The following is a 26,567-nucleotide window of genomic DNA, read 5'->3' on the forward strand; positions in this document are numbered from 1 at the left end:
GTATTGCACGCGACGACTAATGTCCGACCTTTGAACACGCTCTGCGGATTGCCAGATATGAATGGATTTCCGCCACGACCGCTGCACCGTCACCCACAGCTGCCGCAACACGCTTGGCCGACGATGAACGCACGTCGCCAATAGCAAACACGCCCGGTACTCTCGTCTGCAGAGTCGAAGGGGGGCCGTCCGCATGCACGCTTGCGTCCATGCGGGTTTTCACAAAGCCCTTCTCGTCGACTTCGACGCGACACGTACTCAGCCAACCGGTGTTGGGATCTGCTCCGGCAAACAAGAACAGATGCCGCAATTCCAATGTTTTGCGGCCGCTGGCTGTCTGGCATACGATTCTCGCCAAACCGTCCTCATTGCCCTCAACGGAGGCGACGGTCGTCATCGTATGCACCTCGACGTTGGAAAGCGATGTGACGCGTTCGACAAGGTAGCTAGACATGCTTTTATGAAGGTCGTTGCCGCGAATCAGAACATGGACGCGGCTCGCATACGACGAGAGGAACACGATCGCTTGTCCGGCCGAATTTCCACCACCCACGAGCGCAACCTCGTCCCCCGCGCAAAGTTTGGCCTCGATCGACGAAGCCCAATAATAGACGCCGCAACCGTTGATCCGATCAAGCCCTGCTATGGCAGGACGACGATATGCAGCGCCTGTCGCAATCACAACGGTATGTGACGAGACGCGCTGACCGTCGGTCAGTTCGAGTTCAAATGGTGTACGTTTGCAATCCAGAGCCTGGATACTGACGGGTATCGCAATTTTGGCCCCAAACTTTACAGCCTGGACAAACGCGCGTGCGGCCAATTCATGGCCCGTAATGCCGGCGGGAAAACCAAGGTAATTCTCGATCCGCGCACTTACCCCGGCCTGACCTCCGGGGCCGTGCTCATCGAAAACAATCACCGAAAGCCCTTCGGACGCAGCATAGACGGCAGTGGCGAGTCCCGCTGGACCGGCCCCCACGACAGCGATATCGTAGGTATGGGCAGTGCTGAATTCGGGTACGAGGCCCAGTTTCGCCGCTAACTGGCGTTCGTTGGGGCTGCGCATCACGGTACCGTCTGAGAGGATAACGATGGGCAAATCTTCTTTCCGCGTATCGAGCGCCTCGAGGAAGGCGCGGGCGTTCGGGTCACTTACTGCATCTACGACGGAGTGGGGATGATTGATTCGCTGCAAGAGCCCCTGCAGTGCGACGAGCCTCAGATTTTGCGCGGGGACGATCAATACTGGACCACCGCCATTCTGAATCAGTCTGACACGGCGTAAGATGAACGACTGGATAATTTCCTCGCCTAGTTGGGCCTCCGCCACGAGCAACGCGCGGATGCCCTCGGGCGGAATTAAAAGCGCCTCGATGTCGGTCACCGCGTGGCCATCAGCTAAAGCAGGTGTGCCGGTCAATTGAACCGTTTCTCCCAGAAATTGTCCCTCGCTCACTTCTACCAGAAGCTGTGAGCGGCCCAGACCATCGCGCTTTGTGAGTCTGGCCGTGCCCTTGATCAGAACCCGCATTCCTGATCCGGATTGGCCAGCCCTGAACATCACGTCGCCTGCTTTCCAATACTCGGTCGTTCCGAAGCGGCGAATTTTGTCCAATTGCGCAGCGGTAAACCGTGGATACATCTGATGGCCTTCGGACTCTTGATCTTTCGACATCTAGATAACCTGATGACAAGTCGGAGAGAGCAAGCCAACCACTTTAAGGCAGAGATGGGCAAACCGATCCGCGCAAGATAAGCTGGCTTGTAATAGTGATTCGTAGGTTAAGGCGGCGCGCGCCTCGTCACAACCCCACAAGCGGCTGTTATCGTCACACTCGAGAATAACCAGGTTATATGTTCGTATGAGCGCCATTCGGGCGGAGCAGAAATCAATGCGGTGGTATGTGGCTTTTGCTACGGTGAAGCGGTCCTAGAGGGTAACGCGCCGAGCAGTTGGCCATACGATCAACAAGAATGCGGCAGCCTTTGCTGCGCACTCTACGGCAGAAAGACAGAATCCCACGACAAAGAACCGCTGCTCTGTCAGCAACCCAGAAGCGATAGAAAGTACGCTGACGCTGCAGCAAAAGGCAAAGATAGCTCTCGCCGCGCGACTGCCGTGCAAGGTCCAAATCGATAAGGCTATCCAGATCAGCTTTGCGGCAATGCACGCTGCGCTTTCGAGGCCCGTCTGGCTGCTCAGCAGTTCAACGGGCAATTCGCAGAGCGACCAGATCGCCGTGAGAAGCACGACCGATTGCGTCCATGTGCCCAACTCCGATGTGACCGCGAAAGCTGAATCGTGACCTTCGTAAATGCCGAGGCGAGGATTCCACGTAATGCGAGGAAAACGCTCCGAACGATGGTCAGTGATGCCAATGTCATCGCTGACCATCGCTGACCTCTCCGGCTCGCCCGATATAACGCTGTACGCGTCCGTTCCCTGAGGGGTCGATCTCGCAGCGCGGCCGGCGCGCGGTAACTGAAAGGGGTCACGCCAAAACATGGTGAACCTCGCCGATAAGATGCCGGGTGAGTCAACTTAGCGACACGCATCCCTGTTTCGGGGCGCGCGTCTCGCAGGCACTACTGCATGCAGATAGAACCGTAGTCCACGGTACGACGGATGATGTAGTGCCGGCGTAGTGGTTCGAGCCAAGGGTCCGTGCAGACAATCTCTAGGTAGCCGTTGGCCAGCAGTGTGATTGAAGTCGACATACGTTTCACCCTGAATCATTCGTTACTACGTTGCCCGGGTCTGTTTGAACACATCGCTAATCGGTCGTTTTGAGAGGTGTCTTATCAGACTATGTGCGTACGCTGTCATGTGGGTGCTGTGTCGTGTTCAGCATTTCGAGGGAACAACGGCTGCGTATCGCGTTGTATTGAAGGTACTTCCAAAGGCCGACATAAACAATGCTACGAGCGGATGCTGGAGCGCCATCTTGGTCTGAGCAATACATACCTTGGTGTGACCGGTCCCTATCGGCCAGGCGTGGCTAGCATGGCGCCGTGCCGGCAATCTCCGCAACGCGAGCCAAGAACCGGGCGTCGTCCAGCGGTTTCGTAAAAATTTCGATCGCACCGGCCATACTTGATCGCTCGCCCATGTTCGGGGTTGCATAGGCGGTAACAAAGATTGCCGGGACATCAGGTCTTCGCTCGACAAGCTTTTTGAGTAGCGCGAATCCGTCCATACCAGGCATCTGAACGTCGGCGATGACTAGACCGATGGCGTCCTCGTCGATCTTTGACAACAGGTCAGCACCGCAGGCATAAGTGCGTACAGTCCAGCCGCACGATCTCAGTAGACTGGCGGTCGCCAGCCGGACCGACTCATCGTCGTCGACCACAGCGATAACAGCGGGAAGCGAATGTGGTTTCATCGTGTAGGAAAGACCCACGCCGAAGAGGAATTTCGGCGACTACTTTGGCCCCGACCTAAACGTAGGTGCGCTTGGAGTCTGGAGCAATAATACGTTCGAGTTAGTTATGCAATGTGCGCTCGCGAGCGGGAGCTCGCTGAAAACTCGTTTTCGGTGCTCATGAGACGTACGGGAATCTTCTGCAGCGGTAGTCTTGAGAGACGTGTCATGGCGACTTCGGTGGACGGTGATTGCGCAGGACAACGCGTTGAAGTTTCCTGACCAGGTCGGGCACCGACCGTGCCTCCATCTTTCTCATGGCTTGGGAGCGGTGAATCTTGACTGTTTCTTCGCTCACCCCCATGCGGCCTGCGATCTGCTTGTTCATCAAACCTTCGGCAACAAAGACGACGACCTCTTTCTCGCGAGGCGTCAGCGCGTCATATTTGCCTTGAATGTCCGCAACCATTCGCTCCTGGATTCGCAATTCGTGATCCATTGTGAGCGCAGCCGACACGGTATCTAGCATGTCCTGATCGTGAAATGGCTTGGTTAGGAAGTCGAATGCACCGGCCTTCATCGCTTTAACCGACATAGGAATGTCGCCGTGGGCTGTCAGAAAAATGATCGGGAGACGAATGCCTTCGCGAAGCGCCTCCTGTTGCAGGGTCAAGCCATTGGCACCCCGTAGGCGGATGTCCAGGATCAGGCAACTCGGCACATCTGCCATCTCAATGTTCAGAAAGCCTTCGGGAGAGCCGAATGTAAATACCTGGACCCCCTCCGAGCGCAGCAGACTCGAGAGACCGCTACAGATCGAAGGATCGTCGTCGACAACATATACAACCGCCTCAGATAGCAATATTTTGTTTGTTTTCATGTTGACCTCAACGAGTATTGGAAGCCGTAAAGACGCCTGATTGCGCGCTTTCGTCGGGGATATCCCTGATGTTCTTACCCGCTGAATTCCTCGCTGTGAAGAGTATCCCCCGCCATCCTTTATCTCAACATCTAAGAGGGGTAGAGAGGTAGTTCGTCTGGGTAGGCAGCCTACCTGTTCGTATGGTGGCGCGAAGATGAGTTGCCGTAGGGCAACCCGGCGAGAGAGTGGGAGCGGGGAGCGCCTGCAAACGTTGCTTTGTAGGCAACCATCCGTGAACTTAGTTGCTCTTGCTCTGTCTGGCCTGCTCGGAGAACATAGCCGGGCACGCCAGTCGGTGAGCATCACCACAGGTAATCCCGGTTACCGCGCGAGACTCTCGTGAGGTATTCAAACGCGATTCTCTAGACCGCTCTGACCCGTGAGAGGTGACATCGACTTCGGTCGAGATTTCCCCGCTATCAGACACGATATGTGCGCGACCTTAGTTTGCGGCGCGAAGGAGTACTGCGGATTGCTGCCACGGTTATCGATTTAAAGGAGACCGGATGGTAAGACATCGTCGTCCCCAGTACGATTGGCCAACGACGTGGCTGGCCTGGATGTTCGCGACACGATCCATGACGTTGTTGGGGAGTACATGCTGAGTACGTATTCAGAAGAAATCACGAGCTTAGCAGAGGCAAAGCTCACGCTCCTGCGCGGCAGCTCAGTACGGCTTTATCGGGCGGAAAAGTCGGGGGTGTCGGTACTCGCCGCAGTGCCTGCTTCCAGAGAGACGAGCGGTGCGTTGACCCAATTGCGATACGAATACGACATCAGAGCCGAGTTAAAGCTTGGCTTCGCGCTGCGGCCGGTTCGGTTCATTACCCACGACGATAGTCCGGCGATGCTGTTGCAAGACCCGTGCGGCGAGATGTTAAGCAATCTCCTTGATGTGACAATGCCTGTCCACCAGGTTCTGAATCTGGCTGTCGGGATCTCACTCGCACTGGCTTCAGCACATGCCCGAAATCTGGTCCACGGCGGTTTGACGCCGGGCAGCATCATGATTCACCCTGGACGTCGCCGTGCTTGGCTGACGGGATTTCGCTCGCTCACCATCGATGCGCGCAACGTATCAGCAGTGGACGGTTCCGTGTCGCACCTCGAGCCTGATCTCTTGCATTACATAGCACCGGAGGCGACGGGCCGGGTCAATCGACCGGTCGACTGCCGCACCGATCTGTACTCGCTGGGCTGCATCCTTTATCTGCTGCTGACAGGACGGGTACCATTTCCGGGCCTGGCGCCCGCCGAAGAGATCCATGCGCATATCGCTCGATGGCCCCCAGAGCATGTGGAACCGTCTGGAGCCGTTGCGCAGAGACTGGTGGCGATACTCTTCCGGCTGATGGCCAAGGAGCCCGAAGAGCGGTATCAATTGGCCGCGGACGTGGTGGCCGACCTCCTCACATGCGATGCAAAAGGAGGAAGCAACGGGTCTTCGACAAGAATACTTCACGCGAAATCGTTGCTTGGAACATCCGATGTGCTGCTAGGTCGTGACGGCGAACTCGAATCGCTTCGTAAAGCGGTGCACGAAGCTTCGATTGGCGAGTCGGCCCGAATGATTCCGCTCGAGGGGCCGGCAGGTATTGGGAAGACGGCCCTGATTCAACATCTGCGCAAGCAACTGCGCGAAGTTCCGCACGAGTTTGCAATGGGCAAGTGCGAACAAGCCGAGGGCGCCACGCCCTACGCAAGTCTGACTCGTGCGCTTCGCTACTGGCAACGAGGAATTCTCGGTTGTCCACCGCATGAATTCAAACTGATCCAGACGCGGATCAAGGATGCGCTAGCAGACGATGCATCGATTATCTCCGCGGTGTTTCCATCGTTCACGCCGCTTCTTGGTGTGTTTGAGCATTGCCGCGCAGTCTCAATTCACGCGGAGAGGCCGCGTTTTCTCAAGGCTATGGTCAAGCTGTTCGGGGCGCTTGCGACCCGCGGGCGCCCCCTGATCATGGTTCTGGACGATCTGCAGTGGGTCGACGAGGGTACACTCGAAGTGCTTGCATACGCCATGCGGCATTCGTCAAACAGATGTGTTCTATTTCTTGGCGCGATACGGTCAGGTGAAATGCAATTGGGGAACGCATGGGGACTTGCGTTTCCGAATGACGACTGTCTGCGTCGACTCTCGCTGACCTCCCTGCCGCAGGACGATGTCAAAAGGCTGCTAAAAAGCCTGCTGGCTGGCGATATTGCCGGAATTGACGATCTCGCCGCTTCTGTGCACGCGCGAACGGGAGGAAATCCGCTGTTTGTCATACAGCTATTACGCTCTCTTATCGACGAGAACGTCGTTGACTACGATGACGCTGCACGTGAATGGCGTGCGAACCTGACTGAGGTAGCGGATAAGAGAAGTGCCTCAAGCGTGGTCAAACTCCTCGAGGGCAAGCTTCATTCGTTTATGCCCGATGCTATCGACGTCCTTAGGTGTCTGGCCGTGCTCGCTGGACCTGCGTCTGCAAAAGCGTTGGCTGACGCAATGCAATTGTCGGAAACCAATATAAGAATCCGTCTGTGCGACGCTATGGATTCGCAGTTCGTCTGGACAGAGGATGGGCGATTCACCTTTTCGCACGATCGGTTTCGGGAAGCGGTTCTCAACGGCATGACCTATCGGGAACGTCTCGAAGGACACCTGCGCGTTGGTAGAAACTTGTTGGAAAGCAGCGCAAACGATGAATTGTCAGTGGGCGCGTTCGCTATCGTTCAACAATTGAACATGGCGATGCCCGTTGTGGACGGTCCAGATGAGCGTCGACGGATTGCGCTGCTCAACCTTGAGGCCGCACGGCTGGCCAAAGAGGCCACTGCTTATGCCTCGGCGAGATCGTATCTTTCGTGTGCACGGATGTTTGCGCAGGACGCGGACCAGCGTGAAACCATAGGCGCATTGATTGAACTTCGCCTTGGCGAATGTGAATTCCTGACGATGGAGATGAGCCGTGCAGAGAATCGCCTGAGTCGGTTGCGTGTTGACCTGCTGAACCATAAGAACAAGGCGGAACTGGCACGTCTGCGCGTCGCCCTGCACGTAGCGCTCGACCAACCGAAACTCGCACTCCAGGTCGGACTGCGCTATCTCGCCGAGGAAACAGGCATCGTTCTACCGTTGTCTCCAACCGATGAGGAAGTCGACGCGGAATACCTGGAATTCAGAACACTTTATTCGGACCGAAGCATCAATGATCTGGTGGCGGCGCCACTGAATCAGGACGAGAACGTGAGGTACGCGATGGACGTACTCGCTGACCTCAAACCGGCGGCTCTGTTCACCGATCTGAATCTCAAGGATACGGTCGTCTTGCGAATGAGTTCACTTAGTCTGAAATTTGGTAATTGTGATGCATCCTGCTATGCCTATGTCTGCCTCAGTCTTGTCGTAGGCGCCAGGTATGGCGACTACCGCACTGCATCCCAATTTGGCGAGCTCGCTATGCGTTTGTCGCCCGAGAGGGGGCTGTCCCGTTTCCAGGGGCGTGTTCAGATGTGTTACGGAACACTGAACCTGCCATGGACCGGTCCAGCAACAGTTGCGCGACAGCACATCCGTGAGTCGATCCGACTCACGACGCAACAAGGCGACTTGACCTTCGCGATCTACTCGAGGCGACATCTGGCGACAAATCTGCTCTTCTGCGGAGCGCCACTTTCCGACGCACAGTCAACGGTAGAGGAGGGCCTCGTCCTCGCGCGGCAGGCAAACTTTGCGATCGTAATCGACGCGTTTGTCGCGCAGGCGTGGTTTATTAATGCCATGCGCGGTGCTCCTGTTGACTTGGGAATTTCCGAGGACTGCCCTGACTACGCGGCGCTCTTGGAAAATAGTCTTGGTGGAAAGTTCTATCGCGACATCGCAGCCTTCGCATTCTGGACCTATCAACTACAGGTTGCCTATAATTTCCGGGATTTTGAAACCGCACTTCGTGCTGAGGAAAACGCAAATCGAATTGCGTGGTCGTCCCGCTCGTTTCTTGAGATTGCGGAATTCAATTTCTACAGCGCGCTCCTCAGATTGGCGATGGCTCGCCATTCGACTGTGGAGGAAAAGGAGGTGCATCTCCGTATCGCGAATGACCGCTTGTCGATCGTCACGAAGTGGTCGAGCAACTGCCCCAGCAATTTTTTATCTCGAGAGAAGCTGATTCAAGGCGAACTTGCCTATGTGGAAAACCGGATTCTTGATGCGCAAAGTCTCTACGAGGCGGCCATTCAATTGTCTACCGAGTCGGACGCTTTGCATCTTCAGGGGCTGTCGTGCGAGCTTGCTGCGCACTTTTGCGCGGCCCAGCGTTGGCATACCGCCGAGCAAGGTTACATGAAGCGGGCCTGGAATGCCTACGCGTGTTGGGGGGCCGATTCGATGCTTCGACGCATCGAACAGAAGTTCGCGTACCTTAAGCCAACGGCCGAAACGGCGGTAACGCCTGAACATCTGGTGCGAGGGTACCAGTTCGACGCGCGCGCGATGCTTCGCGCAGCACAGGCGTTGTCGAGTGAGATTTCTCTGGCCAGGCTGATTCACGTACTTCTTGAGAACGTGCAGCAATACGCAGGAGCCGACCGGGCGGTGTTGTGCCTTCTCATGGATGGGATCCTGACCGTCGCGGCACAGGCAACGTATTCCAGGAGCACGGCCGACGTCAGAATGGAGAGAGGCGTGGCGTCGCCCGAGATCTTGCCCACGGCGATCGCCTACTTCACGCTCAGGACGCAAGAATCGCTCGTGCTTCGAGACGCGAGAGAGGACCCTCATTATGGGGTTGACGTCTACATCATAGAGCGTCAGCCACGCTCGATCCTTTGCGTGCCGCTCGTCAAGCAAGGCAAGCTACTGGGGCTGCTCTACATGGAGAACAGTCTGATCGCAGGCATCTTCACCGTGGACAATGTACAGATGCTGGAGGTGCTCGCTTCACAGGCAGCAATTTCATTGGAGAATGTGCGGCTCTATGAAGACCTCCAAACGGAAAACCTTATGCGGGCTGCGACAGAAAGCAATCTTCGCGAGACGCAGGAAAGACTCGACAAAGTCGCCAAATTGACGGCGATGGGCGAACTGGTCGCTTCAATCGTTCACGAGGTTAGCCAGCCATTGAGTGCTATCGGTACCTGCTCTAGAGCCGCGCTGCGATGGCTTAATCGAGAGACACCGGATATTGGAGAGGTGCGCGGCATGCTGGACCAGATATCGGCCGATAGTATGCGGGCAGCCAATATTGTGACAAGCCTGCGCGCCATGACCAAACGGACGGCACCTCGGCTCGACACACTCGACGTGAACGAGGCGATACGGGAGGTGCTCGGACTGGTCCGCGGACAGCTGCGCAACGGAGGCATAGTCGTTCGTGGGAATTTTGATTCTGGAAGCCTGAACGTGCGAGGGGACCGGATCCTGCTGCAACAGGTGCTCATGAATCTGGTCGTCAACGCTTGCGAGGCAATGAGCGATACAGGGCAAAGGGAAAAGGTCATTGAAATCAAAACCCGGATGGACGAAGAGAATACGCTGTGGGTTGCAGTGTCAGATACCGGTCACGGCATCGCGGCCGAGTCGGCGCCGGCGCTCTTCGACTCGTTCTTCACAACGAAAGACTCAGGGATGGGCATGGGCTTGTCCATTTGCAAATCTATTGTCGAGGCTCACGGCGGTAGCATTGAGGCAGTTTCTGATGTTCTAGGCGGTGCCTGCTTTCAATTCTCTGTTCCCCAGTCTGCGGGGAATTAGTGGCCGACGTCACCCCGAAAAGCGTTGCCTTGATTTCCGATCTGCCCTTCACTGACGCGCGCTATTGGTCAATCTTCGGAGAAATAGGGCACTGTAGATAGGCCAATGGACCGCTTTTTTGCGACCTATAATCCTCACATTGGTTTGCTTGAATGGTAGCTCTTCACTGAACGGTCGAGCAGACCAAACATCTCGATGTCGGTTACAAACATCAGACAATAAATTCCGGCGTCTGGACGCTAGACGGACCGGAATTTTCTGCTGAAATTCGTTTGCACTACCGAGCTTGGCAACGCCATAATTGCGGGTATCGACGCCGGTGACTAATGGCTCCACGCGTCAAGGGTCGCGATTGTGAGGCCGACGTTGTCGCACAGCATTAACTGATCAAAGGGGTACGAGATGATTTCGGGAGCGCTTTCGACGCCGCTTCAAGGCAGCAATGCGAACATGTCTCCGGTGGTTTACATTTTGGATGACGATGAGTCTATGCGGAACGCGCTCGGTGCGCTTTTACGCTCCGTCGATTTACGTGCAGAGACATTTGCGTCGCCGAAGGAATTTCTAGCCTTTCCAAAATATGCTGGCCCGAGCTGTCTGATTCTCGATGTCAGGCTCCGCGGCGAGAGTGGCCTCACATTTCATCAGGAAATCGCAAAGAGCGGCTTGCAAATTCCTGTGCTATTCATTACAGGACATGGCGATATCGAAATGTCTGTCAGGGCGATGAAAGCAGGTGCGCGCGATTTTTTCCCGAAGCCATTTCGCGATCAGGACATGTTGGACGCTGTCGCCGAAGCGTTGAAATATGATGTCGAACGCATCTCAGCAGAACAATCTCTTGCTGCTGTGCGCAGCGCGTATGAATCCCTGACGCCCCGTGAACGGGATGTACTAGGTTATGTGTTAGCTGGCCTGATGAACAAGCAAATCGCCTCGGAAATGGAATTAAGCGAGATAACAGTAAAAATTCATCGTGGACAAATGATGAAGAAAATGGAGTCGCGCTCAGTAGCCGAACTGGTTAGAAAAGCCGAAGCTATCCACATCGCGCCAAGCCATCCTAAAGCCCATTAAGGCTGTTACCTCGGCGTAGGGTTCCTACGTCGCTGCCTGCTGGGGTAGCAGCCAACCGCAATGCACGTTCGCTCCGGCGCACTTGCCTCCTTGCCGAATATACCGAAGTATGAGTGATGCAAACTATGGTTTGGTCGCGGCACCCACTCGTAGCATGGCGTGGTGGAATTCTTCGGGATATTGTTGGTTAAACATTGCGCGCTTCCAACCAGCTTTACGCGCACAGTAACAAGTACGGGGAGCCACCTTCTGTTTTTCATTCCGCCCTGTATTCGCACAACTTCACACGAAGAGCGAGGTCCGTGGCGTGCGTATCGCTCAGATTATTTCCATCGTGGACGACGATGAAGCCGTCTGCGTAGCAACCTCCGCCCTGGTGCGCTCGCTAGGTTGGCAAGCAAACATATTCCCGTCGGCGCAGGCCTTTTTGCAGTCTGGAAAAATTGTCGACACTGCGTGCCTTATCTCCGATGTGAGAATGCCAAACATGTCTGGCGTCGAGATGCACCAAGATTTGGTGCGACTCGGCCATACTATACCCACCATTTTTGTCACCGCCTTTCCGACTGAGACTCTTCGCGCCACAGTCATTAACAATGGCGCGTTAGCGCTTCTCGAGAAGCCGGTCGATGCGGCCGTCCTCGAACACTATCTTAGTGCGGCCCTTGGTAAGCCGTAGTGCTTGAGTCTTCGCAAAGCTAGTCGTCTTCGTGCAGGTGTAGCGGACTAAACGGTATGGTTTGATCTCCGCTGGGTAGATCCGAGGAAGTCCACCCACCGCCCAATGCGCCTACCAGTGCAACCGCCGTTTGCAAGCGCCGGGTTTCCACCTGGACTTCGGCTATCTGCGCGGTCAATGTGGCTATCTGCGCGACTGTCACGTTCAGGTAGTTGTCGAGGCCGCCTGTATAGAGGTTCAGTGCGATGTCTTGTACCTTCGCCGCGGCCTGTAATGCCTGCCTCTGTTGTTCGGCCTCAGTGCTTAGCTTGTCGGTCAGAACCAGTTGGTCTTCCACCTGCCGGAAAGCATCAAGTACAACCGAGCGGTAGTGATCCGCGGTCTGGACATATATCGATCTGCTTTGCTGCAATTCAGCTCTGCGCAGTCCGCCCTCAAAGATCGGTAGCATTGCGGACGCGCCGACTGCCCAGAGGCTGTTGGGTAGCGATGCCAGTGCAAAGCCGGTATCTTCAAAACCCGCCGAAGCGCTAAGACGAATGTTGGGATAGAACGCGGCGCGGGCCACGCCAATGGCGGCGTTGGCCGCTGCCATGGCACGCTCGGCCTGGGCTACATCGGGCCTCCGTTGAAGCAGGTCGGACGGTACCCCCACGGGTACCGTCGGGACCGCGGCCGACGCGTTCGTCAAAGCCGGCAGCGTGAAGGTCGACGGATTCACCCCCGCCAGCACAGCAACGGCATGCACCAGCACAGCGCGCTGCGCCTGGACGTCGGTGTCCGCAGCCTGAGCCGAAGCGAGCTGGTTCTGGGCACGTGCAACATCGAGGCCAGAAGAAATCTTGCCGGCGAGACGGAGCTGCACGATTCCCACTGCGTTCTGATAAAGCCGGATCGTTTGAACATAGACAGCGTGCTCGGTATCGAGACCGTGGATTGCCATGTAGTCATTTGCCAATTCCAGTTCGAGACTTAAGCGTGCGGATGCAACGTCTGCCGCCACGCCTTCTGCGTTCGCCTTCGCCTGTTTGACGCTGTTGTGGATCTGGTCCCAGAAGTCGGGTTCCCAGACTGCCGCCGCGCCATATCCATTCGAAGCCTGCTGCTCGGCGTTGCTACCGCTGTGGAACAACGCGTGAGCGGACTCCCTGTTACCAGACACGAAGGCTTGGGTAGTCAATTGTGGGAAGAGCCCCGAACGGGCTTCCGCTACAACATCGCGTGCCTGCGTATAAGATTGTTCGGCGGCCTGTAAATCAGGGTTCGACGCATCGAGCTGCGTCTCAAGCTGATCCAGTTGCGTGTCGCCGAACATCTGCCACCAGGGGCCGTGCGAGAGCTGATCCTGCGGGCTCGCAGTGACGAATGGACTCGTGCCCTGGTATCGTTCCGGTAGGAGTGTCTGCGGGGGTGTATAGACCGGCGCGAGATCGCAGCCGCCAAGCAGCGTTAGCGCTGCCCAGCAGGTGATCCGGAAAGAAGATCGAGCGCGCCCCATCATTGATCCCCGTTGTCGGTTGCGGCCTGAACCTTTGCGTGCTGCGTATCACTCATGGTGGCAGCGTCTGCCCCGGGGGGGCGGAACTTTGCATCAGGCGCAATGCCCGGCACACCAGCGGCGATGCGCACCTGTTCCCCTTCTAGCGTGCCAGCAGATGGATTGAGAATCAGCCGGTCTGAACGTTTCAGACCGCCTACGATCTCGACCGTCTGACCTAGATTGCGGCCAAGTTTGACACCTTGCAGATGTACTTTATTGCTGGCGTCGAGCAGTGCGACCTGCATCCCTTGCGCGCGAAACAGCAACGCCTGCTCGGGGACGATCAGCACACCATGATCGGATGGTGCGACGAAATGCACGTCTGCGTAGGTGCCCGGCCAAATCAGGTGATCTGGGTTAGGGATGAGCAATTCTGTCACCACAGTGCGCGTCTGCGGATTGAATGCGTTCGCTGTCGTGTCGAAAGATGCCTTGAACACCCGATCAGGATACTGCGGCAACGTAAGCGTGGCTGTGAGGCCGGGTTCGAGCATTCCGGAGTAATCCTGTGGCACGGAAACAAAGACTCGCATCTCGTGAATGTCCGCCACGCTGAACAATTCGTCATCCGAACCGCGTGCGCCGACGTCGCCACCGGCTCCGTTGACGTAGTTGCCCACGTCGGTATTCCGAGACGTGACTACACCGTCGAAAGGAGCAACGATCTTCTTGAAAGCCTCCAGTACCTTGAAGCGCGCGACCTTGTGCTCGGCTGCGTGGACTTGCGCCATCTGCACGGCAGCATCAGCGACCTTCACGTCTACTTCCTGTTGCGAAACCGCCTGGGTGCCGGCGAGCGAGCTCCAACGAGCCGCGGTGACCTTCGCGAGCTGGTAGTTCGTTTGCGCGACCTCGAGGTCTGCGAGGGCGCTTTCGTATTGCTCGTCCACAGCAGGTGCGTCGACGGTTGCAAGCAGTTCGCCGGCCTTCGCCGGAGCCCCGTAATCCTTGAACCACTTGGTCACATAGCCCGAGACTTGCGCATAGATCGGCGCATAAGACCACGCCTTGATCGTGCCAGGTAGCGTAATTGAGCGCGTTGCGGGCCCAGGCGCTGGTGAGATGATCTGTACTTGAGGGATCGATTCCTCAGAGGCGACATTCCGCAGGTCCGCCACATTGCTATAGCGTCGGGTGATGCCGAGGATGATGAATCCGGCTGCCAGCAGGGCAGCCAATGCTGCCAGCAGCCAGGCCGGCATACGGCGCGAGAGTGAAACTTCCTGATTCGCGTTCATGCGTGCGACTCCATGTTAGTGCTTCTGTCACGGTGCAAGAGTGCAAAAACACACGGCACAAACAGTAGCGTGGCGAAGGTCGCGCACAGCAGACCACCGATGACGGCGCGTCCTAGCGGTGCGTTCTGGGTATTGCTGAAGGACATTGGCAGCATGCCGATGATCATTGCGAGCGCGGTCATCAAAACCGGCCTGATCCGTGCAAATCCTGCCTCGATCGCCGCCTCTACAGCATTGCCGTGGGCGGCGAGACGCTCACGGGCGAACGAGACCACCAGAATCGAATTCGCAGTCGCAGTCCCCATGCACATGATGGCTCCGGTCAGCGCCGGCACGGATAGGGTGGTGTTGGTCAGAAAGAGACTCCAGACAATTCCGGCCAGCGCGGCGGGCAACGCGGTGATGATGATGAACGGGTCCAGCCATGACTGAAAGTTCACGACGATGACGAGATAGACGAGCAGGATCGACAGCGCCAGCCCGGCGAGCAATTGGGCATACGCGCTGCGCATGGTCTGGCCTTGACCGAGCAGGCGTACGCTGGCGCCGCGCGGGATTTCGTGCTTCATACCCGCGACGACGTGATCCACTGCATCCTGTACCGCACCGAGGTCGCGTTGCTGATTGCTGACGAAAATGTCGATCACCGGCAGGATGCTGTAGTGCGACGCAAGCAAGGGCGTACCGGTCTGGCTGATGCGGCTCAGTGCACCTAGAAGCTGCGGGCCATTACCACTTGTGCCATCGTTCGTCCCATCGATAGGAATGGTCTCGAGATCGTTAACCGAGCTCAACTCATCCTGTGGAGTTTGAAGGTTCACGAGGTGCGACACACCAGCTGAGGTATCGAGCCAGTAGGTCGGTGCGGTCTGGCCGCTACCGGACAGCGTAGCGAGCGCGTTGTTGGCAATGTCAGCCTCAGTCAGATTAATACCGGAAGCGAACGACCTCGACGCGGCGATCTTCAAGGTAGGCTGGTTGAGCGTTTGCTGGATATTGACGTCGGCGCTACCAGGAATGCGACGCAGATTTGCGGCCAAGGCTTGCGCATAGGCGAAATTGGCGTCTTGTGAGCTACCGGCTATCTGTACGTCAATTGGTGCTGGGAGTCCAAAGTTGAGAATCTTTGCCGTGATGTCGCCCGGCAGGAACGTGAAGGCCGTTCCTGGGAACAGTCTGGGAAGTTCGCGCCGCAGCTTGAAACGGTAGTCGTCGACGGGTGAGCGGTTGCTCTTCAGACTGATTGTGATATCGCAGTCTTGCGGGCCGATCGTGCCGGTCGAGTTATACGCCTCGTTAATGCCGCTTACGGGGAGGCCGCAATTGTCCAGAACGTTGGTGACCTCGCCAGGCAGGATTTTGCGGATCGATGCGTTGACGAGGACCGCAATCTCGGATGCGTCTTCAAGACGCGTACCGACCGGCGCCCTCATATGCATATCGATCTCTCCGGACTTGATACCCGGGAAGAAGTCACGTCCGAGAAAGCCAAGCAGGGCAAGTGACGCGAACGCTCCGATGGAGAATAGCGTCACAAAGCGCCGTCGCTGCATGACGACGCGCGTCAGCGTGCTGCGATACGCCACGCGAAACTGCGTGAAGCGATGCTCGAAACCGCGCTGAAAGCGCGTGAATATGCCCGAATGCTCCACCGGTCCCCGCTTGCGCTGCTCAACCTGGCCGCGTAACAGGTAGGCCGCCATGGTCGGCACCAATGTGCGCGAGAGAATGAATGACGCGATCATCGCGAAAATGATGGCTTCGGCGAGTGGCACGAACAAATAACCCGCGACGCCGCCGAGTTGGAATAGAGGCAGCCATACGATACAAATGCACAACGTGGCAACAAAAGTCGGAACAACGATCTGGTTCGCGGCGGTGATGATGCCCGGCTCAAGCTCAGCACCGGCTTCTAGGTGAGCGTCGATGTTTTCGATCATCACGGTTGCGTCGTCGACGAGAATGCCGACTGCAAGCGCAAGTCCACCAAGGGTCATGATATTGATAGTCTGTCCGCACCACGAGAGCGCCAGCACGGAGCAGAGGATGGCCAGCGGAATCGACGTAGCAACGATGAGGGTCGCACGCCAACTCCCGAGAAAAAGCAATACCGTGAGGCCGGTCAGGATGGCAGCGGTGATCATCTCCTGGACCACTTCTTTCACCGAGTCGCGCACGAAGCCAGATGCGTCGTTCAAAGTGGTGATCTGCACACCTGGTGGCAGGGTGCGGATGATGCCTGGCAGCACTTTCTTGATCCCGCTTACGACTTGCAGCGTCGAGGCATTGCCGCTCTTGAGGATCTGGATAAGCACCGCTTGCTTGCCTTTCACCAGAACCGCATTAGTCTGCGGTGGTGAGCCGCTGTGGACATAGGCCACATCGCGCAGATACACCGTCACGCCGTTGACGGTCTTGACCGGCAGGTTGTTGAATGTCGCCACTTCCACCGGACTGGCGTTCGTTTCGACCAGAAAATCCAGCGCACCAATTTTCTGGTCGCCGGCGGGAAGCACGACATTCTGTGACTTCAACGCATTGCCGACGTCTACGGCGGAAAGTCCGTGAGCCATCAGCTTGGTTTGGTCAAGATCGATTTCTACGTTGAGGGCCGCGCCACCGTATGGCGCAGGAATGGCGGCGCCTGGCACGGCAACCAGTTGCGGGCGGATCAGGTTCGACGCCAGGTCGTATACTTGGGCGGCGGTCAATCCTTGCGCTGACACTTGCAGATCGAGAACCGGAACGTCGGAAGCGCTATACGATAAGACTTGTGGTGGGGTAATGCCGTCAGGCAACTGCTTTAACACCGTTTGTGATATCGAAGTAATCTGCGCCTGTGCGGCGGCTATGTCGGTTCCGGGCTGGAAAAAAATCTTGACGATACCGCGCCCGTAGAGCGATTGACTTTCAATGTGTTCGATATTGTCGACCGTCGCAGTCAGGGCGCGTTCGTAGTAGTAGATAACGCGGCCCGACATGTCCTGTGGCGACAGGCCGTTGTAGGTCCACACCACGGCGACAACCGGAATCTTGATGTCGGGAAAAATGTCTGTTGGGGTCTTGCGTACGGCCGTTGCGCCGAACAACAGGATCAGGATGCCCATTACGACAAAAGTCAGTGGGCGGCGCAGTGCGATCAGGACAATGGCGTTCATGACTTTTGTAGGAGTTCTGCGAAACAGCGGAAAGGGACAAAGGCTGTGACTGCGTGGCGCTCACTTGAGCATGTAACCAGCACCTCGGAAAGTATGAATATGCGGCCCCGTATCCTGCGCGGCCAGCTTCCTTCTCAACTTTCCGACGTGGACGTCGATGCGGTTCGTGTGCGGATCGAAGTGGCAATTCCACACGTCTTCGAAAATCATCGTGCGCGTCACGATCTGATCGGCGCGGCGCATCAGACATTCGAGCACTTTCAACTCGGTGGGTCTCAGATCCAGGGTATGGCCGTTATGCGTTGCCTTCCTCTTTAAGAGGTCGAGTTCGAGCGCCCCAATGCGCAAGGCGGTTTCAATCGCAGCATCGGAGTGTTTAGTGCGCGGTACCTGATTGCCGAGATCATTTGATTCTCGAATGCGCTCTTCCACCATCGACATTACGTCTGCATCCAGCACAAGCGAATCAACGCCGGCGCTGCGAATGGCGGATAGCACTGCATGCCCGATAGCCGCAGCAGAAATCTGATCTAGCGCGATAAACGCCTGGAGGTTAGACATGCTATCAACCGGTGTTGAGGCGCGTGTGCTCCGCACTTCCGTATTGAGACCATGTTGATTTAGCAGAGCGTCATCATCGACGGAAGGTATCGTAAGCATGATTTATACGTCCAATGAGGGCAATTTCCTTACGCCGAGTAACGTGATGGCTGATGGAATGGATTGCGTTTTTACGGATGTGGCTAAAGGCAGCGTCGGCCATGCTTCAAGATAACTGCTCTGATTTCGTGAGGCCAGCATACAAACCGATGCCGGTGATTGCACGTGTATATCGGCGTTTCATACTCGGGTATGGCTTTGAAACCGATAAGTTATTTGTCAGGATTCAGGTCCAGGCCCAGCGGCAACAGCCACGCGAAATCGATCCAGCGTACTGCTTGGCTCGGACATACGTATGTATGAACTCCGCACGCGTGAGCAGGGGCGATCGCACCGATTCGTATGATTTTGTTTTTGTGTATCTGCACGTATCTTGATTTCATGTCAGCACGTCTTGTGCTGTTCCGAATGGCCGTGTGCAACCAATCGACTTGCTCGAATCCGGGTATTTCTTCACATCGCCTGACCGATGTTGCGTCGGTCGCACTTTATAGATGAGTCAGAGTATGAACAAGCTGGAAGCTATCCGTGTCTTCATGCGTGTTGCTGAACTCAGTAGCTTTTCTCTTGCTGGTAAGCAATTGAACAAGTCACCGGCCGCAATCACGCGCAACGTCGCGATGCTGGAGGCGCAACTCAATATGCGTCTGATGAACCGCTCGACGCGCAGTCTGTCACTTACCGAGGCGGGCAAGGTTTACCTCGATGGGTGCCGCGCCGTCACCCGGGCTCTCGATGAGGTCGAGTCGGGCCTGGTTCGTACCGCACACGACCACTGCGGTGTACTTCGTATTGCTTCGCCGGCAGTGTTTGCTACGACTGGTCTTGCGTCGTTGCTGGCGTCATATCGCACAATTGCCCCTCGAGTAGATTTCGAGGTAACGACGTCCGATGGGCCGATCGACGTGATCGAAGGGGGCTTCGACGTGTGCTTTTCCACAGACCGCTATCCAATCAGTTCTTCGCTCGTCTGCCGCCCGCTGATAACAATCAAGGAGATCCTAGTCGCTGCCCCGGCATATCTGGCGCGGCGGGGGGAGCCTACCAGTCCGTTCAGCCTTCAGCAGCATGATCTGCTAACGGAGCGCGACGGAGCCCGCTCGTGGGAGTTCGCTGACGGGACTGGAGTACAGAAAATCACGGTGAGCAGCATCCTCAGTGCTACCAGTAGTGCTGCGGTTCGTTCTGCGGCTTTGGCCAACATGGGTATCGCGTTGCTGCCCATTCCGCTTGTCGCAGATGACATCGCAAAGGCAAGGTTGGTGCCGCTACTCGATCGCTACCAGATAAACGGCGGTCCGCAACACATCGCGCTCGTCTACTACGAACGCAGATGTCTTACCGCGAAGGTGAGCAGCTTTATCGACTTCGTGCTCGACCGATTCAGCAAGCCGCCTATCCAGGAGTCGGCAGCCACTTTGCGTGTGGTGGCATAGCCCTCAGCGGCATGCACCGCATACAGCTCTCGCGTAGGCGAGGCGCCCTTTTTGATTTGTAACCCTCGGAAACGACGATGCTGCTCACTGTCATTGCCTACTTCGGTGGCGCGCTCGCTATTCTCAGCCTGTGCATCTTGCCGGTGCTGCCCTTCCTGTTTTCGCGAAACAGACAACGGTTCGCTGCAAGGATGTTGCCAATACTCATCGGAGCGGCGTCGACAGTCGCGATCGTAGCGACGCTGACAATCGTTGGTGGCCGCGAGCAGAGGCCCCCAGATCGCTTGTCCCCTGAAAAGGATTCGATTGGCCTAGCTCCCTCAATTGGGTCTGGTCGTCGGCTTGGCGGCGGGATAACCGAGCTGGCTCATTGGAACCTGTCGGGTGGAGTGATGAAGGTATCGGACCACAGTACGGGCGCATACAAAGCACTGTTGCCTGTGGAGGGAGCGTTGCCTCCGCTGGGCGGCTCCGTCCAGTGGTTGAATTCGCCGCCTCTGACGGATCAGAACCTGCGTGGCAAGGTGGTTGTGATCAACATATGGACGTACTCGTGCATCAACTGCCTGCGCTCGCTTCCGTATGTAAAAGCTTGGGCAGACAAATATAAAAGTCAGGGACTGGTGGTTATCGGGGTGCATGCGCCTGAGTTCGCGTTCGAGCGCAATATTGACAATGTCAAGAGGGCGACGCATGAACTTGGCGTCGATTACCCGGTGGCTATCGACAACAATTATGCGATCTGGCGTGGTCTCGACAACGAGTATTGGCCCGCACAGTATTTTATTGATGCTCGCGGACAGATTCGGCACCACAATTTTGGCGAAGGCAACTACGCCAAATCAGAGAAGGTGATTCAGATTCTGTTGGCGGAAGCGGGGAGTTCTGATGCGACGAAGAAAGTTTCAAGTGCCGCGAACGCTGTTACGCCGGGGATAGAACTGCCTGCGGACGTCGCTGACCTGCAGTCGCCTGAGACATACATCGGTTACGCACAGGCGGATAATTTTGCATCACCAGGCGGCGAGGCGCAGGACGAGATTCACACCTATGTTGCGCCCACCCAGCCCACTGTCAATGACTGGGGTCTTGCGGGCAAATGGGACGTTGAAAAGGACCGCGCAACGCTTGCCGCAGCGTCGGGAAGCATCGTCTACCGCTTTCATGCGCGGGATCTCCACCTGGTACTGGGTCCGGGCAAGGACGGCAAACCCGTCCGCTTTCGAGTCAGTATCGATGGCGGTGCACCCGGTGATGCACACGGCACCGACGTCGCCGATGACGGCAGCGGCACCGTAACGGAGCATCGGTTGTATCAACTGGTCCGACAGAAGCACGACGTTGGCGATCACACCTTTTCTATTCAGTTTCTCGACCCCGGCGTCGAAGCGTACGCCATCACATTTGGTTGAACACGAGAGCATCAACCCGCCATAAGAGGGCGGTTTTTGAGATCGAGAAAGCCGCTCCCCGAATTTGAAGCGGCTTGCGATTTTCCAATTTTTTCAGGAGTAAACCATGGGCAAACAGACTATCGCCGATTATCTGGCAAAAACCCTTGCCGCCGCTGGCGTAGAACGAATCTGGGGCGTAACAGGTGACAGTCTGAACGGACTCGCCTTTAGCCTTGAAGAGCTCGGTTCGATTCGCTGGATGCACACGCGTCACGAGGAAAGTGCCGCGTTTGCCGCGGGAGCAGACGCAGCATCGACCGGACGGCTAGCCGTCTGCGCGGGCAGCTGCGGTCCGGGCAATCTTCATTTGATCAACGGATTGTTCGACTGCCATCGCAATCATCAGCCCGTGCTTGCAATTGCCGCACACATTCCGTCGTCGGAAATCGGTTTAGGCTATTTTCAGGAGACGCATCCTCAGGAGTTGTTCCGGGAATGCAGCCATTTCGCCGAGCTCGTGACGAATCCGGAACAGTTCCCACGGGTGCTCGAACGGGCAATGCGCACGGCCATTGAGGAGCGCGGCGTCGCTGTCATCGTTTTGCCCGGAGACGTCGCACTGAAAGAGTGTCTGCACCCGGTCGGCCTGTGGAGCGAAATATCCCCAGCGGCGATTATTCCCGCGACTGCCGATATTGACCGTCTGGCGGATCTACTCAATTCATCGAAAGATGTCACGTTACTGTGCGGTAGTGGTACGGCGGGCGCGCATGACGAAGTGGTTGCGCTGGCGCAAGCGCTTAAGGCACCGGTGGTCCATGCCCTGCGCGGCAAGCAGTTCGTCGAATGGGACAATCCGTACGACGTCGGCATGACTGGCCTGATTGGCTTTAGCTCTGGATATCATGCGATGGAGTCGTGTGACACGCTAGTGATGCTGGGTACGGATTTCCCGTACCGCGCGTTCTATCCGGGCAACGCGAAGATCGTGCAGATCGACTGGAAGGGCTCGAAGCTCGGCCATCGGGCACCGCTTACGCTCGGGCTCGTGGGGACGGTCAAGGATACGATCAGAGCGGTCCTGCCGCTTTTACAGCACAAGGATGAGCGGCGCTTTCTGGACAATGCGATCGCGCACTACACCACGGCGAGAATGGATCTCGAGGACCTTGCGGTTGCGTCTGAACCTGATAGACCCATTCATCCGCAGTATCTGACACGGCTAATCGACGAAGCGGCCGCCGACGATGCGATCTTTACCGCGGATGTTGGAACGCCCACGCTCTGGGCGGCGCGGTACCTGAGCATGAATGGCAGGCGTCAGCTGCATGGTTCATTCAATCACGGGTCCATGGCGAACGCCATGCCACAAGCGCTTGGCGCGCAGGGAGCCAACCCGGGGCGGCAAGTTGTCTCTTTGTCCGGGGACGGCGGTCTGTCAATGCTGCTCGGGGATCTGTTGACGGCACGGCAACTCGATCTTCCTATCAAAGTCGTGGTGTTCAACAACAGTCTGCTGGGATTCGTTTCCATGGAGTTGAAGGCCGGCGGCTATCTCGACACCAACGTAGATCTGAGCAAGACGGATTTCGCCGCCATTGCGAAAGCGGCCGGGATTTTCAGCATTAGGGTCGAAGAGTCCGAAGACATTGCTGCAGCCTTGAAAGCCGCCTTCGAACACTCCGGCCCGGCGCTCGTCGACGTGGTGACTTCAAAACACGAACTCGCTATGCCGCCGAAGATCGAGTTCGAACAAGCAAAGGGTTTCAGCCTGTATATGTTGCGCGCCATCCTTAACGGACGAGGGGACGAAATCGTCGAGCTTGCGAGAACCAACCTTCGCTAAGGTGTATTGAGAGCGTGATGGGATGGCCTGCAGCGCAAGAAATCGCACCGCAGGCCACCAGAGTTGGCGAGCTTCACCAAGGGGACCGACATGAATCCGAACGCACTCGATCTTTCGCGAATACAGTTTGCTTTCACTATATCGTTCCACATAATTTTTCCGGCCTTGAGCATCGGCCTGGCGAGCTTTTTAGCCGTACTTGAAGCAGTGTGGCTGCGGACGGGTAAACGTCACTACAAAGAGCTCTGCGTTTACTGGTCTAAGATTTTCGCGATCGGATTCGGCATGGGCGTCGTGTCCGGTGTGGTGATGGCGTACGAGTTTGGAACGAACTGGTCGGGGTTCGCAAAGTTCGCGGGTCCCGTCACGGGCCCTCTTCTGACGTACGAAGTCATGACCGCATTTTTCCTTGAAGCGGGCTTTCTCGGAATCATGCTGTTTGGTTGGGAAAAAGTAGGGCCGCGTGCACATTTCGGCGCCACGCTGATGGTCGCGATCGGCACTTTAATCTCGACGTTCTGGATCCTTGCGTCAAATAGCTGGATGCAGACGCCCCAAGGTATCAAGATCGAGAACGGCCATGTCGTTCCGCTCGACTGGTTCAAGATTATCTTTAACCCTTCCTTTCCGTTCCGGCTTGCACACATGACTCTCGCAGCGTTCATTGTCGCGGCCCTCGTCGTTGCGGCTACAGGTGCGTGGCATTTACTGAAGGGCCGGAGGGATCCAGCGGTCAAGACGATGTTTTCGATGGCGCTCTGGCTATTGCTGGTCCTTACGCCGGTTCAGGCGATTGTTGGTGACCAGCACGGCCTGAATACGCGCAAATATCAGCCGGCCAAGATCGCAGCCATTGAGGGGCTTTGGGAAACCGAAAAAGGCGGAACCGCGCTGAACCTGATTGGCTTTCCCGACATGAACTCGGAGGTGACCCGTCACGCCGTGCAGGTTCCGCATCTAGGTAGCCTGATCCTGACGCATAGCTGGACCGGTGAAATTCGCGGTCTCAAGGAATTTCCCCCGGGAGACCGTCCTGACTCGTCGATCATCTTCTGGACCTTCCGCGTTATGGCAGGCCTTGGCATGTTGATGATTCTGATGGCGCTCATCGGGGTAATGCTGCGGCGACGGGGGCGAATTTTCGAAAGCAGGACGTATCAGCGCTTCGTTCTTTTTATGGGCCCCACGGGGTTTATCTCGCTACTGGCAGGATGGATCACCACTGAGGTGGGGCGACAGCCCTGGGTTGTCTATGGGGTGCTACGAACCGCGCAAGCGGTTTCGCCGGTCACGTCGCAGAGTGTTGGGATCTCTCTCATGGTTCTCGTCATTGCCTACTGTGTTGTGTTCGGAACCGGCATCTACTACGTCGTGCGTTTCCTGCGGGAAGGGCCGGTTGTGCCTGATGAAGTGGGAAAGCCTATTGGACGCCCGACCCTGGAGATAGGCCGCACTGGGCGCAGGCCGCTAGCCGTAGCTGAGCTGCGCAGTGCTGCTCAACATAGCCTCGAAAGGAGTGGGAAATGAACGTGACATTTGCGTGGGCTGCGATCATTGCGCTGGGTCTTTTCATGTACGTGATGCTCGATGGATTCGATCTGGGGGTGGGGCTGATTTTCCCGTTCTTTCCTGACGAGAGCGAGCGCGACCTGATGATGCATGCGATCGCACCCGTTTGGGACGGCAACGAGACCTGGCTGGTGCTGGGAGGCGCGGCGTTGTTTGCAGCTTTCCCGCTGGTGTATTCGGTCGCGCTGTCCGCGCTCTATCTCCCGATCATCACAATGCTGGTTTGCCTTATTTTTCGCGGCGTTTCCTTCGAACTCCGCGGCAAAGCGGATCGCACAAAGAACCTATGGAACGTTGCTTTTATTGGTGGCTCCGCAGGCGCATCGTTCTTTCAGGGAGTGATTCTCGGTGCTTATTTGAAAGGCATTCCGATTGCCAACAACGCTTTCGCCGGCGATGCGTTCTTCTGGCTTGAGCCTTTTAGTCTACTCTCGGGCTTGGGGCTGATGGCGACCTACGCCTTGTTGGGCGCATGCTGGCTCGTCATCAAGACCGAAGGTGAGTTGCAACGCCGGCTCCATCTTCTCATCACGCCGCTGACGGCTTTACTGCTGCTCTTCATGATCGCTGTGTCCGTATGGACGCCGCTCTCCGATCCACGGATTGCAGAACGCTGGTTTGAAGCGGGCATGCTGTCACGCCTTTTGCCAGTGCCGTTGCTTGTTGCGGTCGGTGCATGGTTTATGTTCTCGGCGGCCAGAAAGCGGCTGCACGTGATGCCGTTCATCCTGGCACTCGCGCTGGTACTACTGGGCTACATAGGCTTGCTCGTCAGCGTTTGGCCTTATGCGATTCCCTATTCGCTGACCCTCGTTGACGCAGCTGCGCCAAGGGCTAGCCAGACTTTCGCTCTCGCTGGCGCTCTCGTGGTTCTGCCGGTAATCCTCGTGTACACAACGGCAGGGTACTGGGTGTTCAGAGGGAAGTTGGTACCCGGCACCAAATATGACTAGGAGCGGTGCGATGCACACTGGAATCGCGCAGACGTGCGACATTAAAGTTCGACGCATGCTGTGGCTCGTGGGGCTGTGGAGTCTCGGAGTCAGTGGCGCGCTTTTGCTCGCGCTGCCGTTCGAGATCCTGATTCATCTGGCGATGCGCTAAGGGCTATCGTTTGACGAAACGCGGATCCAGCGGCGTCACGCCTGGTGACAACCGGTCGATCAGTTTCTGTTCGATTCCACTTGTAGAGACGGTCGACACTCGTGCGAGGATGCCGGTGTCGAGACCGAACGCGATCGCTGCCACGCCGCACAAGATCGCCGCGCCGATCCCACGGCGAATCCATTCTCCCGCGCCGAGCGAACGCTTCATTGCAGCAAACACGCGGCCACCGATCAGCAACGCCGCTCCAAGTGAGGTGGCCGCGCCGGCCGCATACGCGACGAGTAGAAGCGTCGTGCCGACACTGGCGCCGCGCAGCGCCGCACCTGTCAGTACCAGGCCGAGAATAGGCCCGGCACATGGGGCCCACAACAGACCCGTGGCGATACCCAACAGCAACGCCGACCCTACGCGAGCGCCTTGTCCGTCCCTTTGGGCGAAGTTCGACAGGCGATTGCCGGCGCTTACCAGAGGGCGCATCAGATGATCGGCGAAGCGAGGAAACAGCAGAATCAGTCCGAAGACGGCGAGCAGAGTCGTAGCGAGCCATCGCCCATACTCGTTGGCCTGAGTCACCCATCCGCCGCCGACGGCCGCAAGCGTTGCTACGAGGGCGAAAGTGAGCGCCATACCGGCAAGCAGCGGCAGACCACTGCGCACGAATGGTTGATCGGCGCGCGCAAAGACGAACGGTAGCACTGGCAGGATGCACGGACTGAGAATAGTCAGGGCGCCACCAAGGTAGGCGAGAACGATGAGGAGCATGGCTTTTCCAGGCATGGATGAGAAATGCGGTCCGCCCGTATGGCTGTCGAATCGTGTGCGTGACGAGGCGG

At 56.9% G+C, this 26,567-nt stretch carries 17 protein-coding genes and 2 pseudogenes; 9 read left to right on the top strand and 10 right to left on the bottom strand.

The window, feature by feature from the left end:
* Positions 1–16 precede the first annotated feature (16 nt).
* The 5 genes from P3T17_RS32285 to P3T17_RS32305 all read right to left on the bottom strand — a co-directional run bounded on the left by P3T17_RS32285 (position 17) and on the right by P3T17_RS32305 (position 4,248).
* A complete protein-coding gene (locus tag P3T17_RS32285; protein WP_429410813.1) occupies positions 17–1,678 on the bottom strand; it encodes an FAD-dependent oxidoreductase in 1,662 nt (553 codons plus the stop codon).
* A 255-nt stretch (positions 1,679–1,933) separates the two neighbouring features.
* The gene (locus P3T17_RS32290) at positions 1,934–2,398 is read right to left on the bottom strand and encodes a hypothetical protein (RefSeq protein WP_429410815.1); all 465 of its coding nucleotides are present in this window, start codon (positions 2,396–2,398) and stop codon (positions 1,934–1,936) included.
* Positions 2,399–2,589: 191 nt separating this feature from the next.
* Positions 2,590–2,721, bottom strand: coding sequence for a hypothetical protein (locus P3T17_RS32295; RefSeq protein WP_302050878.1), 132 nt, complete (start codon positions 2,719–2,721; stop codon positions 2,590–2,592).
* A gap of 281 nt (positions 2,722–3,002) precedes the next feature.
* The gene (locus P3T17_RS32300; RefSeq protein ID WP_074268549.1) at positions 3,003–3,389 is read right to left on the bottom strand and encodes a response regulator transcription factor; all 387 of its coding nucleotides are present in this window, start codon (positions 3,387–3,389) and stop codon (positions 3,003–3,005) included.
* A 205-nt stretch (positions 3,390–3,594) separates the two neighbouring features.
* A complete protein-coding gene (locus P3T17_RS32305; RefSeq protein ID WP_074268548.1) occupies positions 3,595–4,248 on the bottom strand; it encodes a response regulator transcription factor in 654 nt (217 codons plus the stop codon).
* Between the two features lie 577 nt (positions 4,249–4,825).
* On the opposite strand from P3T17_RS32305, the gene P3T17_RS32310 reads away from it, so the two are divergent.
* The 3 genes from P3T17_RS32310 to P3T17_RS32320 all read left to right on the top strand — a co-directional run bounded on the left by P3T17_RS32310 (position 4,826) and on the right by P3T17_RS32320 (position 11,786).
* A complete protein-coding gene (locus P3T17_RS32310; protein WP_074268547.1) occupies positions 4,826–10,030 on the top strand; it encodes a trifunctional serine/threonine-protein kinase/ATP-binding protein/sensor histidine kinase in 5,205 nt (1,734 codons plus the stop codon).
* 402 nt (positions 10,031–10,432) lie between these two features.
* On the top strand, positions 10,433–11,107 hold the full coding sequence (locus P3T17_RS32315; RefSeq protein ID WP_074268546.1) for a response regulator transcription factor: 675 nt from the start codon (positions 10,433–10,435) through the stop codon (positions 11,105–11,107).
* A 307-nt stretch (positions 11,108–11,414) separates the two neighbouring features.
* On the top strand, positions 11,415–11,786 hold the full coding sequence (locus P3T17_RS32320; protein ID WP_074268545.1) for a response regulator transcription factor: 372 nt from the start codon (positions 11,415–11,417) through the stop codon (positions 11,784–11,786).
* Between the two features lie 19 nt (positions 11,787–11,805).
* On the opposite strand, the gene P3T17_RS32325 is transcribed toward P3T17_RS32320, so the two are convergent.
* The 4 genes from P3T17_RS32325 to P3T17_RS32340 are packed head-to-tail and all read right to left on the bottom strand — an operon-like array spanning position 11,806 to position 18,382.
* Positions 11,806–13,287: an efflux transporter outer membrane subunit gene (locus tag P3T17_RS32325; RefSeq protein ID WP_429410820.1), complete on the bottom strand. Its 1,482-nt coding sequence runs from the start codon at positions 13,285–13,287 to the stop codon at positions 11,806–11,808.
* Complete coding sequence (locus tag P3T17_RS32330) at positions 13,284–14,564, bottom strand: efflux RND transporter periplasmic adaptor subunit (RefSeq protein ID WP_217272843.1); 1,281 nt, start codon at positions 14,562–14,564, stop codon at positions 13,284–13,286. Before P3T17_RS32330 ends, P3T17_RS32325 begins: the two co-directional genes overlap by 4 nt.
* Entirely contained in the window at positions 14,561–17,722 is a 3,162-nt protein-coding gene (locus P3T17_RS32335; RefSeq protein ID WP_074268544.1) for an efflux RND transporter permease subunit, read from the bottom strand. The genes P3T17_RS32330 and P3T17_RS32335 overlap by 4 nt, the downstream gene beginning before the upstream one ends.
* 60 nt (positions 17,723–17,782) lie before the next feature.
* Complete coding sequence (locus P3T17_RS32340) at positions 17,783–18,382, bottom strand: winged helix-turn-helix domain-containing protein (RefSeq protein WP_429410823.1); 600 nt, start codon at positions 18,380–18,382, stop codon at positions 17,783–17,785.
* Between the two features lie 506 nt (positions 18,383–18,888).
* Here P3T17_RS32340 and P3T17_RS32345 point away from each other — a divergent pair.
* The 6 genes and pseudogenes from P3T17_RS32345 (at position 18,889) to P3T17_RS32370 (ending at position 25,731) form a co-directional block, all read left to right on the top strand.
* Positions 18,889–19,818, top strand: a complete 930-nt coding sequence (locus tag P3T17_RS32345; protein ID WP_074268541.1) for a LysR family transcriptional regulator — start codon at positions 18,889–18,891, stop codon at positions 19,816–19,818.
* A gap of 209 nt (positions 19,819–20,027) precedes the next feature.
* A pseudogene (locus tag P3T17_RS32350) lies at positions 20,028–21,230 on the top strand (thioredoxin family protein); the annotation flags it as partial.
* A 106-nt stretch (positions 21,231–21,336) separates the two neighbouring features.
* Complete coding sequence (gene poxB, locus P3T17_RS32355; RefSeq protein ID WP_429410826.1) at positions 21,337–23,058, top strand: ubiquinone-dependent pyruvate dehydrogenase; 1,722 nt, start codon at positions 21,337–21,339, stop codon at positions 23,056–23,058.
* A gap of 90 nt (positions 23,059–23,148) precedes the next feature.
* Positions 23,149–24,585, top strand: a complete 1,437-nt coding sequence (locus tag P3T17_RS32360; protein ID WP_074269465.1) for a cytochrome ubiquinol oxidase subunit I — start codon at positions 23,149–23,151, stop codon at positions 24,583–24,585.
* Positions 24,582–25,580 carry a cytochrome d ubiquinol oxidase subunit II gene (cydB, locus tag P3T17_RS32365; RefSeq protein WP_429410828.1) on the top strand — a complete coding sequence of 333 codons (999 nt, stop codon included), beginning with the start codon at positions 24,582–24,584 and terminating at the stop codon, positions 25,578–25,580. Before P3T17_RS32360 ends, cydB begins: the two co-directional genes overlap by 4 nt.
* Positions 25,581–25,590: 10 nt before the next feature.
* Positions 25,591–25,731, top strand: coding sequence for a hypothetical protein (locus tag P3T17_RS32370; RefSeq protein WP_167379454.1), 141 nt, complete (start codon positions 25,591–25,593; stop codon positions 25,729–25,731).
* Positions 25,732–25,761: 30 nt separating this feature from the next.
* On the opposite strand, the pseudogene P3T17_RS32375 reads toward P3T17_RS32370, so the two are convergent.
* Positions 25,762–26,496: pseudogene (locus tag P3T17_RS32375) on the bottom strand (cytochrome c biogenesis CcdA family protein); the annotation flags it as partial.
* Positions 26,497–26,567 lie beyond the last annotated feature (71 nt).

Source organism: Paraburkholderia sp. GAS82 (assembly GCF_050436285.1).
Classification (GTDB): Bacteria; Pseudomonadota; Gammaproteobacteria; order Burkholderiales; family Burkholderiaceae; genus Paraburkholderia; species Paraburkholderia phenazinium_B.

What these genes read in the sequence shown, in the direction of transcription:
- P3T17_RS32370 (WP_167379454.1), top strand. Translation starts at nt 25,591, where the DNA reads ATGCACACTGGAATCGCGCAGACGTGCGACATTAAAGTTCGACGCATG.
- cydB (WP_429410828.1), top strand. Translation starts at nt 24,582, where the DNA reads ATGAACGTGACATTTGCGTGGGCTGCGATCATTGCGCTGGGTCTTTTC.
- P3T17_RS32345 (WP_074268541.1), top strand. Translation starts at nt 18,889, where the DNA reads ATGAACAAGCTGGAAGCTATCCGTGTCTTCATGCGTGTTGCTGAACTC.
- P3T17_RS32295 (WP_302050878.1), bottom strand. Translation starts at nt 2,721, where the DNA reads ATGTCGACTTCAATCACACTGCTGGCCAACGGCTACCTAGAGATTGTC.
- P3T17_RS32335 (WP_074268544.1), bottom strand. Translation starts at nt 17,722, where the DNA reads ATGAACGCCATTGTCCTGATCGCACTGCGCCGCCCACTGACTTTTGTC.
- P3T17_RS32340 (WP_429410823.1), bottom strand. Translation starts at nt 18,382, where the DNA reads ATGCTTACGATACCTTCCGTCGATGATGACGCTCTGCTAAATCAACAT.
- P3T17_RS32360 (WP_074269465.1), top strand. Translation starts at nt 23,149, where the DNA reads ATGAATCCGAACGCACTCGATCTTTCGCGAATACAGTTTGCTTTCACT.
- P3T17_RS32285 (WP_429410813.1), bottom strand. Translation starts at nt 1,678, where the DNA reads ATGTCGAAAGATCAAGAGTCCGAAGGCCATCAGATGTATCCACGGTTT.
- P3T17_RS32325 (WP_429410820.1), bottom strand. Translation starts at nt 13,287, where the DNA reads ATGATGGGGCGCGCTCGATCTTCTTTCCGGATCACCTGCTGGGCAGCG.
- poxB (WP_429410826.1), top strand. Translation starts at nt 21,337, where the DNA reads ATGGGCAAACAGACTATCGCCGATTATCTGGCAAAAACCCTTGCCGCC.
- P3T17_RS32315 (WP_074268546.1), top strand. Translation starts at nt 10,433, where the DNA reads ATGATTTCGGGAGCGCTTTCGACGCCGCTTCAAGGCAGCAATGCGAAC.
- P3T17_RS32300 (WP_074268549.1), bottom strand. Translation starts at nt 3,389, where the DNA reads ATGAAACCACATTCGCTTCCCGCTGTTATCGCTGTGGTCGACGACGAT.
- P3T17_RS32305 (WP_074268548.1), bottom strand. Translation starts at nt 4,248, where the DNA reads ATGAAAACAAACAAAATATTGCTATCTGAGGCGGTTGTATATGTTGTC.
- P3T17_RS32290 (WP_429410815.1), bottom strand. Translation starts at nt 2,398, where the DNA reads ATGGTCAGCGATGACATTGGCATCACTGACCATCGTTCGGAGCGTTTT.
- P3T17_RS32330 (WP_217272843.1), bottom strand. Translation starts at nt 14,564, where the DNA reads ATGAACGCGAATCAGGAAGTTTCACTCTCGCGCCGTATGCCGGCCTGG.